We start from the raw sequence: 16,305 nt of genomic DNA, 5'->3' as shown, positions 1-16,305 counted from the left end.
ATCCCCCCTTATTCCCCGTATACGTATGTCATTGTCGATTCTGGTGTTGGATATGGCGCGTTTTCTGCATATTCAGTGGCTTCATCCACTTCCAGCTGTACGCGAGCTAGCATATCCGCTTCCTTATGTTCGTCCAAGAGTCCTATCTCTCTCAAATAGGCAGCAAAAACAATCAACGGGTCCTTTTTCTTCGCTTCTTCCACTTCTTCTCTCGTCCGATACACACGATCGTCATCGTCACTAGAGTGCGGAACAAGGCGATACATAACGGCTTCGATCAGCGTTGGCCCTTGACCACTGCGAGCACGTTCAACCGCTTCTTTCATGACACGATATACTTCAATCGGATCGTTTCCGTCAACACTGACTCCAGGGAAGCCGTACCCGATCGCACGGTCTGCTACACTTTCACAAGCCAACTGCTTTTTCAGTGGTACAGAGATCGCGTATTTGTTGTTTTCACAGAAAAAGATAACCGGGAGCTTGTGAACACCCGCAAAGTTCGCACCTTCGTGGAAGTCACCCTGGTTGCTGGAGCCTTCTCCGAACGATGCATACACAACAAAATCTTTTTGCTTCATTCTACCCGCCAAAGCCATACCGACTGCGTGCGGCACTTGGGTAGTAACAGGGCTTGAGCCCGTCAAAATATTGTACTTCTTTCCACCGAAGTGACCTGGCATCTGTCTTCCACCGCTATTCGGATCTTCTGCCTTCGCAAAAGCCGACAGCATGCAATCACGGGCTGTTTGGCCAAAGACCAGCACCAAACCAAGATCGCGATAGTAAGGGCACAAGAAATCTCTGTCTTTTTCCATCGCAAAAGCTGCTCCCACCTGAGCTGCTTCCTGACCCTGGCAGGAAATCACGAACGGTACTTTGCCCGCACGATTCAACAGCCATTGGCGCTCGTCAATTTTTCTGGCCAATAGCATGTAATAATACATGTCAAGGACTTGCGCATCGGTCAATCCCACTTGCTCATGTCGCTTGGTTGTCATCGTTACATACCCCCTTACTAATTGTGTATCGCTTTTCCGTCGACAGCCTGAGCTGCCTCCATGATTGCTTCGGATAAGGATGGATGCGGGTGAATCGTCTGACCGATCTCCCACGGAGTCGCATCCAGTACACGAGCCAAGCCCGCTTCGGAAATCATATCTGTCACATGTGTACCGATCATGTGAACCCCTAACAAATCATTGGTCTTGGCATCAACGACCAACTTCACAAAGCCGTCATTCTCACCGTGGATCAGTGCTTTGCCTAATGGCTTAAAGCTGAACTTGCCGATTTTCACATCGTAGCCTTGTTCTTTTGCTTCTTTTTCAGTGAGTCCGACATTTGCGACTTCAGGTCGACTATACGTACATTTCGGAACCTTGGTGTAATCCATCGGGTGCGGGTTTAGTCCAGCCATGTGCTCTACCGCAAGTATTCCTTCATGCGAAGCAACATGCGCCAATTGCAGACCGCCAATAACGTCACCAATCGCATAAATATGAGACTCTGCGGTCTGGAAAAATTCATTAACCACGACTACGCCACGCTCGACTTTGATTTCTGTTGCTTCCAAACCGATGTTTTCTACATTCGCTTGGCGTCCTACTGATACGAGTACCTTTTCGGCTTCGAAGGTTTGGACCCCATCTTTGACTTCCGCCTGAATAGATACTTTGCCTTCCCCTTTTTCCAACGATTCAGGCAGCACCTTTGCTCCCGTCACGATGTTGACTTTCCGCTTTTTCAAAAGACGAGCCAATTCCTTGCTCACTTCTTCATCCTCAAACGGCAAAATACGGTCGGCGTACTCCACAACAGTTACTTCCACACCGAAATCATTGAGCATGGATGCCCACTCAATCCCGATGACACCGCCACCAACGATGACCACTGAAGCAGGCAATTGCTCCCACTGCAACGCTTCATCGCTTGTTACCACATAGGATCCGTCGATGACCAAACCTGGAAGTGTGCGTGGACGAGAACCTGTTGCCAGCAAAAGGAATCGTGGAACGATCATTTCTTGATCCCCGTTTTCCTTTTCAATGCGCACAGCACCTGCCTGCGGAGAAAAAATGGAAGGCCCCATGACTCTTCCAAAGCCTTCAAAGACAGTAATGCTGCCTTTTTTCATCAAGTATTGAATCCCTTTGTGAAGTTGGTCGATAATGCCTTGCTTTCGCTCTTGAATTTTCGTAAAGTCATAGCCTACAGTACCTGCCGAGACTCCGTATTTGTCAGCTTCCTTCAGGGTGGAGAATACTTCTGCACTGCGCAATAACGCTTTAGATGGGATGCAACCACGGTGCAAGCAAGTACCACCGAGCTTTTCTTTTTCCACGATTGCTACCTTCATTCCCAACTGGGAAGCGCGGATTGCCGCTACATAACCGCCGGTACCTCCCCCGAGGACGACTAGATCAAACTCTTGAGACACCACGATCTCTCCTTTCATTCGGAAAGCTAACCTGCGTATTTACGAGAATATGAATATTCAAAGAAAACCGTTTATGTATTCCTGACCGCCCCTCCATAGAAGAGCGGACAGGAGTATGAACTTTATAGAAGAAACGAGATTAGCGCTTGTAAACAGTCTTGCCGTTTTGCAGGAAAGTATTGCGTGATCTTGCAACGCTTGCAATGCGCTCTTCCGCCATGCGGTCAGCAGCTTTGTAGGAAGCCATGCCATCACGTTCAGCGATTTCGTAAATTTTCAGGATGCTGTCATAGATTGTTTCTACTTTTTTCAGTGCACGCTCGCGGTTGTAGCCTTGCAGCTCATCTGCCACATTGATTACACCACCAGCATTGATCACGTAGTCAGGTGCGTAGATCAGACCCATTTCGTGAATTTGGTCGCCGTGTTTCTCTTCTTTTAGCTGGTTGTTAGCTGCCCCTGCAATCACTTTTGCTTTGAAGAGTGGAATGGTGTCATCGTTGATGATTGCACCCAATGCGCAAGGAGAGAAGATATCGCACTCTACGCCAAAGATCTCGTTAACGCCTACGGCTTTCGCACCGAAATCGTTCACTGCGCGATCTACGTTTTCTTGATTGATGTCTGTTACGATCAAATGCGCGCCTTCTTCATGCAGATGGCGGCACAGATTGTATGCTACGTTTCCTACACCTTGTACAGCAATCACTCGTCCGGAGAGAGAGTCGGAACCAAACGCCAATTTTGCAGCAGCTTTCATTCCGCGGTAAACACCGTAAGCTGTAACAGGAGATGGGTTACCACTGGAACCGAATGCCGGAGAAACACCTGTGACGAAATCTGTTTCTAGGTGGATCATATCCATGTCTGCAACTGTTGTTCCTACATCCTCAGCTGTGATGTAACGGCCATTCAGCCCTTGAATATAGCGGCCGAAAGCACGGAACAGCTCTTCGCTCTTATGCTCGCGTGGATCACCGATGATGACTGCTTTACCACCACCGATGTTCAGTCCAGCTGCAGCGTTTTTGTAAGTCATCCCACGACCAAGACGCAGTACGTCTACAATCGCCTCTTCTTCTGTTTTATAAGGCCACATGCGCGTTCCGCCGAGTGCTGGTCCTAATGTCGTATCATGAATGCAAATGATTGCTTTCAAACCGGAATTTTCGTCTTGGCAAAATACCAATTGCTCGTAATCGTACTTTTGCATGTAGTCAAAGATGTTCACTGAAGAAACCTCCCTAGTATCTTTCGTTTTCCGCTTAAGTAAGCTGGCGTAACAGTGGGCTCCATTTGGAGAATTTCCCGTCAAGAGGTATATGCAAAAGTCATGCCAATAAAATCAAACTCATGAAAGCGCTTTATTTACAAGAACGTGGAATGAGTATCCCGACGTCAAGTCTGCATTTTTTTGCATATACACGCAAAGATTTGCGTGCAATATTTTGCACGGTTACTTCGTTACTCTTCCTGCACATCCATGATGCCCAATTTTTCCATCTTGTAGTACAAACTGCGAATCGCGATTCCGAGGCGTTTTGCTGCAAGGGTGCGATTGCCTTTGGCTGCTGCAAGTTCCCGCAATATGTGCTGACGTTCTGCCTTTTCTACTGCTTCTTTTAATGTGGTACCAGTGGAACCCCCATGCTGGGCCTCTTCCTTTTTGGTCGAAACGATTCTTCTTTCCAGTGGGGGTAAATGCTCCGGCATAATGATTCGCTCGTTAATCCGCATATGAATCATCGCCCTGCCCAGTACATTTTCTAGCTCGCGTACATTTCCTGGCCAGTGATAGGACAGAAGCATCTGCAATGTTTCTTCATGCAGCTCTTCTACATTTCTACCGTACTCCAGATTGGCTTTTCGTAGCAGGTGCATAGCAATCGGCTTAATATCTTCCAAGCGCTGTCTGAGTGGCGGGATATGAATCGGCACAACGTGGAGACGATAGTACAGGTCTTCACGAAAACGTCCCGCTCCGATCGCAGCCTCCAGATTCACATGAGTAGCCGCAATGACGCGAACATCGATGTTGATCGGCTTCGTTCCACCGACTCGTACGACCTCTCGCTCCTGCAGGACGCGCAAAAGCATGACCTGCATGCTCATGGACAGTTCGCCAATCTCGTCCAAAAAGATTGTTCCACCGCTGGCCTCCTCAAACAGCCCCCGCTTTCCTCCTCGACGCGCACCTGTAAACGCACCCTCTTCGTAACCGAAAAGCTCACTCTCCAGCAGGCTCTCTGAGATCGCTGCACAATTGACCCGGATAAATTGGTTATATTTTCGTTCACTTGCATTATGTATGGCGTGGGCAAACAGTTCTTTCCCCGTTCCCGATTCCCCACGAAGAAGCACCGTTGCTGGTGTTGACGCCGCTTTTTTGGCTTGCTCGATCGCTTGCTGCATGGACTCGCTATAGCCGATAATGTCTGCAAAGCTATATTTTGCCTCCAGATTGCGGATGATACGACGAGCTTTCTCCAGCTCTTCTGACAGGCGCTTGAATTCGGAGACATCGTGTATGACGCCAACGCTGCCTTTCAGCTCCCCATCGACCAGAACAGGTGCAACATTGACCACGACGTCCTTGCGCTTTGGTCCCAATTTCATGGGGGCGCCTCTCACTGCCTTCTTCGTTTTCAAGACTTGCATGTGCATGCTATCGCCTTCGGAAATATCTACCGTCGCTGGTTTTCCGATAATGTCGTCTTGCGAAAAACCCGTAAGCCTCGTGTAGGCCGGGTTGATCAAAAGTCCATTCCCGTATTGGTCAACGACCGATATCGCTTCGTCCGACGATTGAATAATCGCTTGGAGCATGCTCTGCAAATCTTTCAAGTTCGTCACTTCTTCTGCCAACGCCATGATTTCTGTAATATCACGGAAAATGGCAACAGCTCCGACAACTTCTCCTCGATCATTGCGAACGGGCACACGGTTTGTAATAATCCGCGTCTGATTCGGCAAAACCTGCTCCTGATTCAATTCGGGAGAGCCTGTCTTTAATACAATATGTAACCGAGTGTTCGGTATACGCTCCGAAACTTTTGTATCCAGAACTTCACTCGCCTCGATGCCCATCAATCGCTCTGCGGCTTTGTTGAACAACGTAATAACTCCTTGGCGATTGACCCCGATAATCGCGTCATGCGTGGAGTTCAACATCGTTTCCCGCTCCCGCTGATTTTGCATCAAGACCGCAATCAGCTTATCGCGTTCCCGAATCAATTTCATGACGATTCTCGTAAACGTTCCTGGGATGAGCACTGTCTTATCTTTCTTTAATTGCCTGAGATGCTCATACTCCCCCAGGTCCCCTGTAGCTTCTAAAATGACATCCAGATCCTCATCCAAATAAGGCCGATAATCTTGATCGACGGGAATCCCCAATGATTGGGCCAGCAGTATGCCTGGGGCGTTCGGCCGTTGATCGACAACAGCAACGACTTGTAATCGGTCCATCTGGTTTAGCATCCGCAGGAGTGCTGTTCCACCACGTCCCGCACCAACGATGAGCAGCTTGTGCATGCGAGAGACCCCTCACTTTTTGAACAACCTCTTTACGATCTTACTCGTTACCATTGTACTCCAACAAACCGTTGATGGACAGGCGATCTTCCCTAACGTGCGCTCGTTCATGTGCAACAGGTACGGTGGACAAGGCTGTTCGCATCCGATATGATAAAATGACCATACTGTAGTTGTTGTAGTCGTTTACGCATTCAAGAAAGGGGTGAAAAACCCTTGGTATTTCAGAAAATCATTGCACTCTTAATTATGGTAATCCCGGCGGCAATCGCCATGTACGGAATCAAGTTAATCCGTGACGCATTCTTCTATTCTGCCTCTCCGGATGTTGGATTTTTATGGGGAAAACTCATTCTAGGTATACTGGCTTTCGCCATCCCTGTATGGTTTATTGCCGGATTTATTCTCCATCACGAACGCAAAAAAAATCGCGTACAGCCCCGTTTCATGGTTCCTGAACCTGATGACGAGGACTAGACCAAACCGGACGAGCCAGTCTGGTTTTTTTTATTTTCAGCTTCTGTAACTCTCCCCCATTGATCGAGTCGTCTGAGCCAAGCGACCTGTTCAATAGCACGGGAAAACGAGCAAAATTCTGCCGCAACCTGAAGACACAGGAAAAGCACGAGCATACTCGCCTGTACATAAATCGATGTCCCGCTGACAAAGGAAAAGCCTACTGCAAAACCCAAGGCATTCGACCCTGTATCTCCGAGCATGGTTTTGCCGCCAGCGTCATGGGGAAACATAAGCATGCTTGCCATGAAAACAGGAATCAAAAAAATCCAGTTTGCCATCGCCGCACTGGCTCCTAATGTCCATATACCAAAAGCCCCTGCCAGTACAGTCAGGCACCAAAACACTTTGATCGCCCGTGCTGGCCGCAAATCAAACAAGTTAACGATATTGGGCGAGAGTGCAAGTAGACCAAAGGAAACAATACCGGCCCCTAACGAGTTCGAAAGAGTGAAGGAAAGACAAAAAGCCGTGCTTGTCCCGCCTATCAGCTTCCACATGCCACTGGTCATTCGCCTCTCTCGCCAAAACACACCGAAATGTCCACGAAACCCTTTTGCATCCCGATCTGATGCACGATCATCACGCCATCCCCAAAAGGCCATTGTGATCATACCTGTTAGAAATAATAAGCCGTTCAGGAGAAGCTCGCTTTTGGCCCCTCTGAGCAAAAGTAGTCCGATCAGCACTATCCCGGTTATTGCGCTCGTACATACGAGGATGAGCCCCCCCGCTGTCAGTACTGGCTCTCCATCGTAATTGAATCGATTCATCCCCAGGGCTTTGAGCTTTTGGATGCCGATTTTATACAGCGGACGGTCAAGCACCAGCGGAAAAACGACCGCGATGAGCATCATGATCTTCGTTTCCACTCTTGGCCCTCCCACCATTTCCAGCATAGCGTTCGGCTAATCGCGACAAACTCTTTCCCGCGATGACTGAAGCCTGCCCAATCGTTTTTCGTTTCACGATGCGAAAAAAAGACAGGAACCTCTGCTACACGATACCCTGCCCGCAAAGCATCGACAGTGAGACCCACCTCTATACCAAATCCCTTATCCTGACTCCCCAATCGGTCAAGAAGCTCGCGACGTATTGCCCGTTGTCCCGATAAAGGGGCTTTTGCTTCAAAACCTGTCAACACCCGGATGCCATGATGGGCCAAGCCTTTTGCTAATCCGAAACCTGCTTTCACTTGCGGAGGTGGAAGAACAGCTACCGCCATATCACAGACATCTTGTAGTACCGGCGTAAGCAAATGTGCGGCTTCTGCTGCGCTCTCTCGCAAGTCACCGTCGAGAAGCATGACCACTTCCCCACTGGCGCACTTCCAGCCGAGTTGAACAGCTGCACCTTTCCCTTGATTGCGCGGCGCTCGAATCACCATATCCGCCCACTTGCTTGCGATGTGTGCCGTCTCATCTTTACTGCCATCATCAACGACGATTAGTTCATCACAAAAAAAGCGTTCACGGATGGCACGGAGTGTATCACCGATGGAAGCCTGTTCGTTGAACGCTGGGATGACGACGCTAACTTTTTTCACGCGAGCCCTTCCTCTCAGCCAATCTATTTTGCACTTGCTCCAAAAGTGCCCATTGTTTCGCAGGAGAGTCAGGCACTTCTACGACCTGTATCCAGGAATTCACTCGTTTTTCCTGTAGCCAAAGCGGGGCTTGTCTTGCTACCACCAAAAGCATCCCATCTTCCCAACTGTTTCCCTCGCGATATGAAACCACTTCCATGCCTACTGAATGCATCAGTTGCTTAATCTGTTCAGCAACGTTGCCATCCTCCTGCCAAACATACAGCTTGCTTCCTGTAAGTTCATCCACATAGCGTGCGCTCATGAGTTGGACGACTTCTTGGTTGCTCCGAGCAACTTCCTTGAGCAATCGATTCATTTGCTGTCTTAATTCATGGTTGCTTTTGAGAGCGCGATCGTACTTTGCTTCCATATTGGAAAGAATGCCTTTTGTTCCTTGCGTTATCCATGAATGGCCTGCCGTCCCTCCTAACAAGATACCTACCCCAAGTGCGACAAATATGGCAGCCAGTGAAATCAAATGATAGCGGAAGGGTATCATGTCTACCTCCATGAAAGTGCGTTGTTCATAAAGTCCAAGTTCGCCACTGGGTCCAAATCATCTGTACAGCATGACGGGTGATCGGATTAATGACGAGCGCGGCTGAAACAGGGAGAAGCATAGCGACTATACACCAACCCCACAGCTTCCATGACTCGCTCGGCCGATAGAGATGACTGACTCCTTTGGCATCAATTAGCTTTGTCCCAATCTTCGTGCGGACCAATAACGTGCTCGCCATACCTTTGCGGCCTTTTTCCAGAAAATCAATCATACTTGTATGGGCACCGATCGTGACGATCAGTTCAGCCTTCTTTTCGTACGCTAACAGCATCGACACATCTTCGCTCGTACCAGGCGCTGGCAAGACATGATAAGGCAATCCGAGTGTTTTTACACGAGTCGTTCCAGGTGCTGTCCCATCCACAAAAGCATGTACGACGATCTCCGCTCCGCTTTGGAGCGCTCTGTCCGAGACGCTGTCCATATCTCCCACAATCAGGTCTGGACGATACCCTGCTTCCATGAGGGCATCTGCACCGCCATCGACACCGATCAAAACAGGTCGATATTCCCGAATGTAGGAAGATAGCGTCAGTAAGTCCTCTCTGTAATGTTTCCCGCGAACGACGACAACGACATGTCGCTGTTCCATTTTTGTATGTAATCGCACATGGCAAAGTGGTTTTAAAAATAGGTCCTTTTCCTTGCTTGCGTACAAAAGTGTATTGTCGATAAACGAAGAGAGTGTGTCATCCAACTTATCCTGCGCTTCATGCCATCGGTTCAAAATAGAAGGAACCGTCACCTGCTGCAGTCTACATACATGGACCCACTTCTCTTCCAATAGGATGTACAGATTTTCTTCGCGTATCGTTGCATACTTGCCTTCGATCCATTCCACGAACGAATCCGACACATCTACATCCAGTACCTCATAGAGTGTGACACCGTTTGTTAAAAGTTGGCGAGCTCCTTCAGCCGGGTATTGCCCCGTCATGAATGGCGAAAGGTTGAGGACGACTTTTACCCCTCTTTCCACCAAGGACTGTGCTGCTATCTCATCAACGTCCGGATGATCAATGATGGCGATATGATGGGAGTGGAGACGTTTGCACAACTGCTTCGTCTTCAGATCAGCTGCTACGACAGCCGTGTATGAATGTGCTGCAGAACCTCTTTGTTTGCCCACGTTTCCACCTCCGCTTTTAGTATGCTAAATATTTCCTTCCTACATGCAAAAAAACGGTCAGACCGTTTTTTGCAGACCGCCAGCGGTCCCATCATGTTTAATGAAAAACATCGAGATGTTTTTCACAAAAAAAAGAGGCTGTGCATCAAATGCACAACCTCTTTTAAGCGAAGCGTTTTCAGTTTAATCTACGCACCTTTGACCAGGTAGTAAATGATTAAACCATCTGCGAACAGGAAAACCATCAAAGATACAAAACCAAATAAGATTGCAAATGTGTTTTTCGCTTTGATGGAACTCAAACAGCCCCAAGCAATAAAGAATGTGAAGATAAACATCAGGATGTCAAATAAAACTAGTTTCATAAACGACAACTCCTTCACCATGATGACGCAAACCGGAATACAATGGCAATTCCATTATATAGCTTCACGTATTATGAGACAAGCATATCCAAATTTGTGAACAAAAAGTTTCACAATTATTTCCCTTTTATTGTGCCACATGTTGCGCTGCCTATCCATATACTCCAGCAATCTTGCTCAATCAATTTTTCTTGCCCAGCTACCTGATCATGGATGGTGTGAACAAGGTCCTTCAGTTCCGCATCAGTCAATTCATGCAGAATGGAGCGGCCTTTTCTTGAAAGCAAGTCAGATTCCATTTCAGACCAGCTATCGTATTCACGTCTTGTCTCCCATAGCGTTGTCTTGTTCACCTGGTCAAACCCCGCGAGCTTCATGGTGTTCTGCACCATTGTATCATCCGGTCTACGCGTCTGTTCTATCGTTAGCAAGCGCGGGTATCGGGTAAAGAAATAACCGCGAAAATGAGTCGGCGAGGCTGGCATTTTGACATCGTCCATCGTCCGATCTTGGATCAGACAAATTCCCCCCGGTGCCAATAGCCTGATCACTTCTTTAAAAAACTTCTGCAAGTCTTGCTCCGGGAAATGATGGATCAAGGCGCGAGCGAATACAATATCCGCACACTGACTCGGCAAGCCTGTTACGCGGGCATCCCCCTGTTCAAACGAAATCTTCGGATCGTCAGCGCATTGCTCTCTCGCCGCTTCGACCATCACGTGGGAAAAGTCAATGCCCGTGACAGAAGCAGCGCCTAGCCCAGCCCAAGCCTTACTGTAAATTCCACCGCCACAACCGATGTCCACGACATTTTTTCCCACAGGATTAACGAGTGAGAGGATCGCCTGTCTCCACGAGTCGTCAGCGGTTCTCCCTGTATAGCTCAACTGGTTTTTCTCAGCGTGAAAATCAATTGTCATTCCTGTTTCGCCTCCATGAACTCCAGTCGGTTTCCAAATGGGTCCTCTGTGAAAAAGCGGATAAGGTGAGGAATTTCTTCGTCAATCCGAAACGATACCCCATTTGCTTGCAAATGCTCCATCAGCGAACCAATGTTTTGCACAAGGAACGCCGGATGTGCTTTTTTCGCAGGAATGAATCCTTCCTCTACGCCAATATGAATCATTTGGGCGCCACATTGGAACCATACACCACCTCGAACAAGCAGCTTCTCTGGCTTGGGAACCTCCGGCATTCCTAAAAGCTCACCGAAAAACTTGCGCGCTACGTCCTCCGTTCCTGCTGGTGCTGCTAATTGTACATGGTCGAGCCCAATCCATTCATGCTTTGTTGTCATCGCCTTCATTTCCTCCTCTTTTTTTACAAAGAACCATCCATTCGTCAATCTGATGGGTCATTACTCTGCCTTCGTTTGTGGTAAGCCCTAGATATTCCTTTTGTTCGTCTGTAGCGTTCAGCAGCATTTTTTCAACGGCCGCTTCCTGCTCAGATGATTCGGAAGTGCGCTGAACCCATGGTAAAAATTCAAACCTTTTTTTGCGTTCCTGCTGCTTTTGTGTAATCAAGCCATACACTTCAAACAAAGCGCGCCATTCACTTACGGAAAGACAGCGAACATGACTGGGATCGCGTGTTTTCTCTACTTCATTTATGAACGCCGAGAGTGACGACTCCTCAGGTGAAACGTTGTCGATGAAGAGAAACAACCCACCAGGAGTCAACACGCGACTCACCTCACGAACAAAAGCTGCCGGATCCGGAAAATGATGAGCTGCGATTCGACATGTGACCATCTCAAATGATTCATCGAGAAACGGGAGAGATTCTGCATCAGCCTGGACATACATCACATTATGGACAAGTGCTGTATCATTGGCCGCAGACGCCGCCATGAGCATCGGGCGAGTCAAATCCGTGGCGACGACCAAGCTCACATGTGGAGCCAATGTCCTCGCTACGTGCCCACCTCCTGTGGCGATATCCAGTGCCCGCCACTTCTCTGCTGGCTGCATCCACTCCACCATCAATTCCAGGTCGCTGCCTTTTGCATGCGTTTTGCTTTGCACGTATTGCTCTGCATTTTTTCCAAATTGCGCTTGAAAGCTTGTTTGATCTTCTCATTCTTCATCGGGAACACCTCCTGCCTACATCATATTCCAATGTTTGTCATCCTTGTTATAGAATACAGATAACTAGTTATCGAGAATTTGAATAGGAGGCAGCTCACAATGGATCGAGAAAGTCTTGAGGTGTTTTTGACGATTGCTCGTCATGGATCAATTAATCGCGCTGCACAGGCATTATTTTTGGCGCAATCAACATTGACGCATCGATTGAAGCAGTTAGAGCGCCAGGTTGGGAGTGCGCTTTTTGTTCGCACCGCTTCAGGAGTGAGTCTTACAGGCGAAGGACGTCGGTTACTACCGGTTGCGACGAATATTGTAGAGCAAATGCGTTCCTTTATCCAAGAGAAAGAACAGCGCCAATCGATGAACATCGTCGCAGGAAAAGCTTTTGTCGCCTATGAGCTGCCACGACTGATTGGAGAGTACCGGATTGCTCATCCGGGCTTCACCTGCTACGTCCGCTCTACGCTGTACGAGGAGTCCCTCAGCGCTCTGCTAACGGGAACGGCTGATATTGCCTTTCTCGGGAGTGAAATGTATCATCCGCACATCCATCAAGAATTCCTTCCCAGCGATCGGCTCCTGCTCGTCACGGCGCCCAGCCATCCTTGGGCAAGCGGGTTTCCAGGTTTTCAGGCATGGGGAACCGAAGAAATGATTGTGTTCGGGAATCACACCGCTCCTTATCGCCAACGGATTGACCGCTATCTGGCGCAGCAGGGAGTTTTTCCGAATATTATTATGGAATTGGACAGCTTCAATGCTGTTAAAAAAATGGTCGAACGCCAGCTAGGGATTACGATCCTGCCGGAAAGAACCATACAACAAGAGCTAGCGACCGGAAGATTGGTCGCCTACGATATCGCAAACGGCGAATTAGTGCGCCCCACACTCATCGCCTACCTGCATCCAAAAAAAGAGGACGATGCTTTCCAGCAATTCGTCCAATGGATCAAGGAACATTATTAACAAAAGTTCAATGTAGTGTTAGTACCGTAAGCTCCGGGCGGCAAAATAAACGAACAGGCAAGATCGTCGTACCCAACCCTCTGGTGGTGTACACAGCCATGCCACCTACCTGATACAGTCCTTTTACATATTTACGCCCGTATTGTGGCGCCAAAAGATGACCAATGAAGGGCAAGCGCACTTGTCCGCCATGGCTGTGGCCGGACAGTTGGAGATGCACAGGATGCTCTGACGCAATATCAGCAAAATCAGGCTCATGCACCAACAAGATAACACTGCCCTCCGGCGGGATATTTTCTAGCGCCCTTGGAAGATCAGGTACACCATAGAAAAGGTCATCCACTCCCGCCATGTATAACTGCTGGCCATCTTTGTGTACGACCACATGCCGATTATCCAACACTTCGAATCCAGATGCGACTAATCCATCCCGAACTTTTTGTTGTTCACCAGCTCGATAATCGTGGTTGCCCAAAACGGCGAATTTGCCTAATGGAGCTATGAGCTGATTGAAAAGGGGAACAGCGGCGAATAGAGGTCGCGTTACTTCATCTACGATATCCCCTGTGAAGCAAATCAAATCCGGTTTTTCACTCTGGATCAAGGCAATAACCGACTCCAACTCTTTCGGTTCAAAATAATGACCGAGATGGACATCACTAAAATGAATGAGCTTTGTCCCCTTAAAGCTTTCTGGCAATCCCGGTATCGTGATGGACAACCGCACGATATCAAGCGCTTTTCGTTCCCATACATGACCGTACACGCCAGTCGCTATACCGAGACCAATCAATCCCCCTACCCATTTCGTGACTTTGTGGAGAAATGTTTTCCTTGAAATGGGGGCAAGGTTAGGATCATTCACTGTCTTTCTTTCGCTCATACCCATTCACGACAACGTCCAATCTTCCCGTCACCGGGTCAATGAGTAAGCCATGTACCTCCACATTCGGTGGGAGGAGCGGGTGGTTTTTAATCGTTTCTACGCTATTTTTCACACTTTCTTCTACACGATCGAATCCGTGCAGCCATTTATGTAAGTTAATCCCTGCATGTTGAAGCGTGGAAAACGTTTGAGCCGAGACTCCTCGCTCCTGCATCTTCTCCATCGTGCGTTTGCTGTCAATCGCACTCATCCCGCAGTCATAATGTCCGACGACCATCACTTCTTCGGCATTCAATTCGTAGATCGCAATAAGAATACTACGCATGATACTCCCAAAAGGATGGGACACGATTGCCCCGGCGCTTTTTACGTGCTTGATATCCCCATTGCGCATGTTCATGGCTTTCGGCAGCAGTTCAACCAAACGGGTATCCATACAAGACAACACGACCAATCGTTTATCAGGAAACTTGGTGGTTTGGTACTTTTCATATTCTTGGTTCGCCACAAAATCACGGTTAAATGCGAGAATTTCATCCAAATTGCGCACTTTCACAGCACCTGCCTCGCTCTTAGTAGTATGTATTTGTATCGTATGCTTTTCTATTTTACATAGGAGGATCAAAATCTCGCAAGGGACTGTGGCAGTTTCTTATCAATTAGTTCATTTTGTCAGGATGTAATGTTTCTCGTCTGTGTTTCATTTATCATAACGAATATTTCCAGACACATTGGTTCAGTTCCTCCGGAAAGAGCACTTTTTTAGTTATAGTATAAATTCCCTATCTTTGGTAAAATCACGGACCTTAGCGAAAGACAAGAAAGTGGAAGTTAACTCCATTTCCGTGTCAATTATCAAACCAGATGGAATGATTCCTCCCACTGTTACGGCATTTGGTAGAATTGCCTTGACGAGTAGAGGCATGGAACAAACCGGATTGAGTAGTACCTCCGAAATAGAATTTGAATATAAAAAGGCTCCCGCAACAAGCCACAAGTAACCAGCTACAGAAACATCTAAGTGACCTCTGTGATTCTATTCAGTAAATTTATGTAATGAAAATCAATGGCCAGGGTTAATATACCTTGGCTTACTTCTTGCCCAGAGACACATCTAAGTTCATTAGTCAATTCATCAGGTTAAAACTTGGAAAAGTTTTTCTAATTGTTCCTTATTAGCGAATGACTCTTCAATCGATAAAAAGGATAATAGGGTAATTGCTTTTTGGGCTTTATCTGCCGCAAACATTTTGTGATGACCGTCCAATAAAAAATGACTATAAACCCATACCTCATCATAATGATTTAACGGATATTTTATATCTAGGAAAGAAATGCTCTACGCTGTTGGTGTTTCTTTTACATTCACCCTGTCTTTGTAACCATTAATTGCTATAGGATATAATGATTCGCTGGGTTGGATGGGTACTATATATTCTTCAATTTTCTTCAGACTGCTTATATTCCTTAGCCCAGCCTTGTAATACTCAGTCCCATATGCCTCTCTTTTAACCCTAGGATACTCCTTCAGCAAAGTTGCAATGTAATGACCATTGGGGATGAGACAGGATAAATCAGACATGAAATCTTGGTCCAGTGTATTTATCCCTTGATTTAACTTGTTGGATATTTTTGTTGAGTTTTTCATATCCATTCCTGAAACGTCGGCATAAAAAAGGCAGGTTTCACAATCTATACCTGTATTGGCTACCTCTTTTCCCTCAATGGCTAGATAGCGCTGACGATAACCAGCCTGCTTAAACTCAATAGGTGATGTAGAAGAGCTAAATCTACTTTCTTTATAGGATAGTAGTTTGCTCATTTAATTTAATCTCCGAAGTATTAACCTTTAAATTTTGATGGGTTTTCAACATAACTTTCGATCACATAGCCACAATTTGTACAGATTCTATGAATGATCGCAGAACTAAGAGGAACAAACTTGCCGAAGGGAAACACTCCCGCATCCCCAGCTTGCCTCCCTTTTCCAATCTCTTTACACCCACATTTTGGACACTGCACTTTTTGATTTTCCATTTTGCACCTCGCTTTTACTCTGTTTCGAATACTATTATAGATTACACAAACCATTTTTTGTTAATTCATTCTAAGGAAAGGAAGCTATAGAAAATTAGGAGTCAAACTCTACTAAGTCCTACCAATACAAAAAGACACTAGCAAGCAAGTGCTAATGTCCTTTTGTATTGGTTAAGGATCGTCTAAATGATT

17 protein-coding genes and 1 pseudogene are annotated in these 16,305 nt (G+C 47.2%); 3 read left to right on the top strand and 15 right to left on the bottom strand.

Annotated features, from left to right (window positions below):
- Positions 1–8: 8 nt before the first annotated feature.
- From ACM6JA_RS13920 to ACM6JA_RS13905, 4 genes are all read right to left on the bottom strand, one after another.
- Entirely contained in the window at positions 9–1,001 is a 993-nt protein-coding gene (locus tag ACM6JA_RS13920; protein WP_414852754.1) for a thiamine pyrophosphate-dependent dehydrogenase E1 component subunit alpha, read from the bottom strand.
- A 17-nt stretch (positions 1,002–1,018) separates the two neighbouring features.
- Positions 1,019–2,440: a dihydrolipoyl dehydrogenase gene (gene lpdA, locus ACM6JA_RS13915; RefSeq protein WP_414852753.1), complete on the bottom strand. Its 1,422-nt coding sequence runs from the start codon at positions 2,438–2,440 to the stop codon at positions 1,019–1,021.
- 139 nt (positions 2,441–2,579) lie between these two features.
- Positions 2,580–3,671 carry a Glu/Leu/Phe/Val dehydrogenase dimerization domain-containing protein gene (locus ACM6JA_RS13910; RefSeq protein ID WP_007720838.1) on the bottom strand — a complete coding sequence of 364 codons (1,092 nt, stop codon included), beginning with the start codon at positions 3,669–3,671 and terminating at the stop codon, positions 2,580–2,582.
- A gap of 233 nt (positions 3,672–3,904) precedes the next feature.
- Positions 3,905–5,974, bottom strand: coding sequence for a sigma 54-interacting transcriptional regulator (locus ACM6JA_RS13905; RefSeq protein ID WP_414852752.1), 2,070 nt, complete (start codon positions 5,972–5,974; stop codon positions 3,905–3,907).
- Between the two features lie 216 nt (positions 5,975–6,190).
- Between ACM6JA_RS13905 and ACM6JA_RS13900 the strand changes: the two genes are divergently transcribed.
- Positions 6,191–6,451, top strand: a complete 261-nt coding sequence (locus ACM6JA_RS13900; protein WP_007720834.1) for a DUF2627 domain-containing protein — start codon at positions 6,191–6,193, stop codon at positions 6,449–6,451.
- Here the strand turns inward: ACM6JA_RS13900 and ACM6JA_RS13895 are convergent.
- From ACM6JA_RS13895 to ACM6JA_RS13860, 8 genes and pseudogenes are all read right to left on the bottom strand, one after another.
- On the bottom strand, positions 6,448–7,362 hold the full coding sequence (locus tag ACM6JA_RS13895; RefSeq protein WP_414852751.1) for a UDP-N-acetylmuramyl pentapeptide phosphotransferase: 915 nt from the start codon (positions 7,360–7,362) through the stop codon (positions 6,448–6,450). The genes ACM6JA_RS13900 and ACM6JA_RS13895 overlap by 4 nt on opposite strands.
- Positions 7,344–8,036, bottom strand: a complete 693-nt coding sequence (locus tag ACM6JA_RS13890) for a glycosyltransferase family 2 protein (RefSeq protein WP_414852750.1) — start codon at positions 8,034–8,036, stop codon at positions 7,344–7,346. The genes ACM6JA_RS13895 and ACM6JA_RS13890 overlap by 19 nt, the downstream gene beginning before the upstream one ends.
- Entirely contained in the window at positions 8,023–8,577 is a 555-nt protein-coding gene (locus tag ACM6JA_RS13885; RefSeq protein WP_414852748.1) for a copper transporter, read from the bottom strand. Before ACM6JA_RS13885 ends, ACM6JA_RS13890 begins: the two co-directional genes overlap by 14 nt.
- A gap of 25 nt (positions 8,578–8,602) precedes the next feature.
- Positions 8,603–9,769 (bottom strand): putative cytokinetic ring protein SteA, encoded by a 1,167-nt coding sequence (gene steA, locus ACM6JA_RS13880; protein ID WP_414852747.1) that lies wholly within the window; start codon positions 9,767–9,769, stop codon positions 8,603–8,605.
- A gap of 188 nt (positions 9,770–9,957) precedes the next feature.
- The gene (locus ACM6JA_RS13875) at positions 9,958–10,134 is read right to left on the bottom strand and encodes a DUF2759 family protein (protein ID WP_017248028.1); all 177 of its coding nucleotides are present in this window, start codon (positions 10,132–10,134) and stop codon (positions 9,958–9,960) included.
- Between the two features lie 116 nt (positions 10,135–10,250).
- Entirely contained in the window at positions 10,251–11,054 is an 804-nt protein-coding gene (locus ACM6JA_RS13870; protein ID WP_414852746.1) for a class I SAM-dependent methyltransferase, read from the bottom strand.
- The gene (locus ACM6JA_RS13865) at positions 11,051–11,431 is read right to left on the bottom strand and encodes a VOC family protein (protein ID WP_414852745.1); all 381 of its coding nucleotides are present in this window, start codon (positions 11,429–11,431) and stop codon (positions 11,051–11,053) included. Before ACM6JA_RS13865 ends, ACM6JA_RS13870 begins: the two co-directional genes overlap by 4 nt.
- Positions 11,415–12,223: pseudogene (locus ACM6JA_RS13860) on the bottom strand (class I SAM-dependent methyltransferase). The gene ACM6JA_RS13865 and the pseudogene ACM6JA_RS13860 overlap by 17 nt, the downstream one beginning before the upstream one ends.
- Before the next feature lie 100 nt (positions 12,224–12,323).
- Between ACM6JA_RS13860 and ACM6JA_RS13855 the strand changes: the two are divergent.
- Positions 12,324–13,190: a LysR family transcriptional regulator gene (locus ACM6JA_RS13855; protein WP_414852744.1), complete on the top strand. Its 867-nt coding sequence runs from the start codon at positions 12,324–12,326 to the stop codon at positions 13,188–13,190.
- A gap of 7 nt (positions 13,191–13,197) precedes the next feature.
- Here ACM6JA_RS13855 and ACM6JA_RS13850 read toward each other — a convergent pair whose 3' ends face one another.
- Both ACM6JA_RS13850 and ACM6JA_RS13845 read right to left on the bottom strand, forming a co-directional pair.
- Positions 13,198–14,073, bottom strand: a complete 876-nt coding sequence (locus tag ACM6JA_RS13850; protein WP_414852743.1) for a metallophosphoesterase — start codon at positions 14,071–14,073, stop codon at positions 13,198–13,200.
- Complete coding sequence (locus tag ACM6JA_RS13845; RefSeq protein ID WP_414853128.1) at positions 14,048–14,626, bottom strand: beta-class carbonic anhydrase; 579 nt, start codon at positions 14,624–14,626, stop codon at positions 14,048–14,050. The genes ACM6JA_RS13850 and ACM6JA_RS13845 overlap by 26 nt, the downstream gene beginning before the upstream one ends.
- Before the next feature lie 295 nt (positions 14,627–14,921).
- Between ACM6JA_RS13845 and ACM6JA_RS13840 the strand changes: the two genes are divergently transcribed.
- Positions 14,922–15,077: a hypothetical protein gene (locus ACM6JA_RS13840; RefSeq protein WP_414852742.1), complete on the top strand. Its 156-nt coding sequence runs from the start codon at positions 14,922–14,924 to the stop codon at positions 15,075–15,077.
- A 338-nt stretch (positions 15,078–15,415) separates the two neighbouring features.
- Here ACM6JA_RS13840 and ACM6JA_RS13835 read toward each other — a convergent pair whose 3' ends face one another.
- Positions 15,416–15,898: a hypothetical protein gene (locus ACM6JA_RS13835; protein ID WP_414852741.1), complete on the bottom strand. Its 483-nt coding sequence runs from the start codon at positions 15,896–15,898 to the stop codon at positions 15,416–15,418.
- Positions 15,899–16,305 lie beyond the last annotated feature (407 nt).

The organism is Brevibacillus sp. IT-7CA2, assembly GCF_949767855.1.
Taxonomy (GTDB): Bacteria; Bacillota; Bacilli; order Brevibacillales; family Brevibacillaceae; genus Brevibacillus.
Note: the sequence above shows the minus strand (reverse complement) of the source record. Positions and strands in the feature narration are given on the sequence as shown.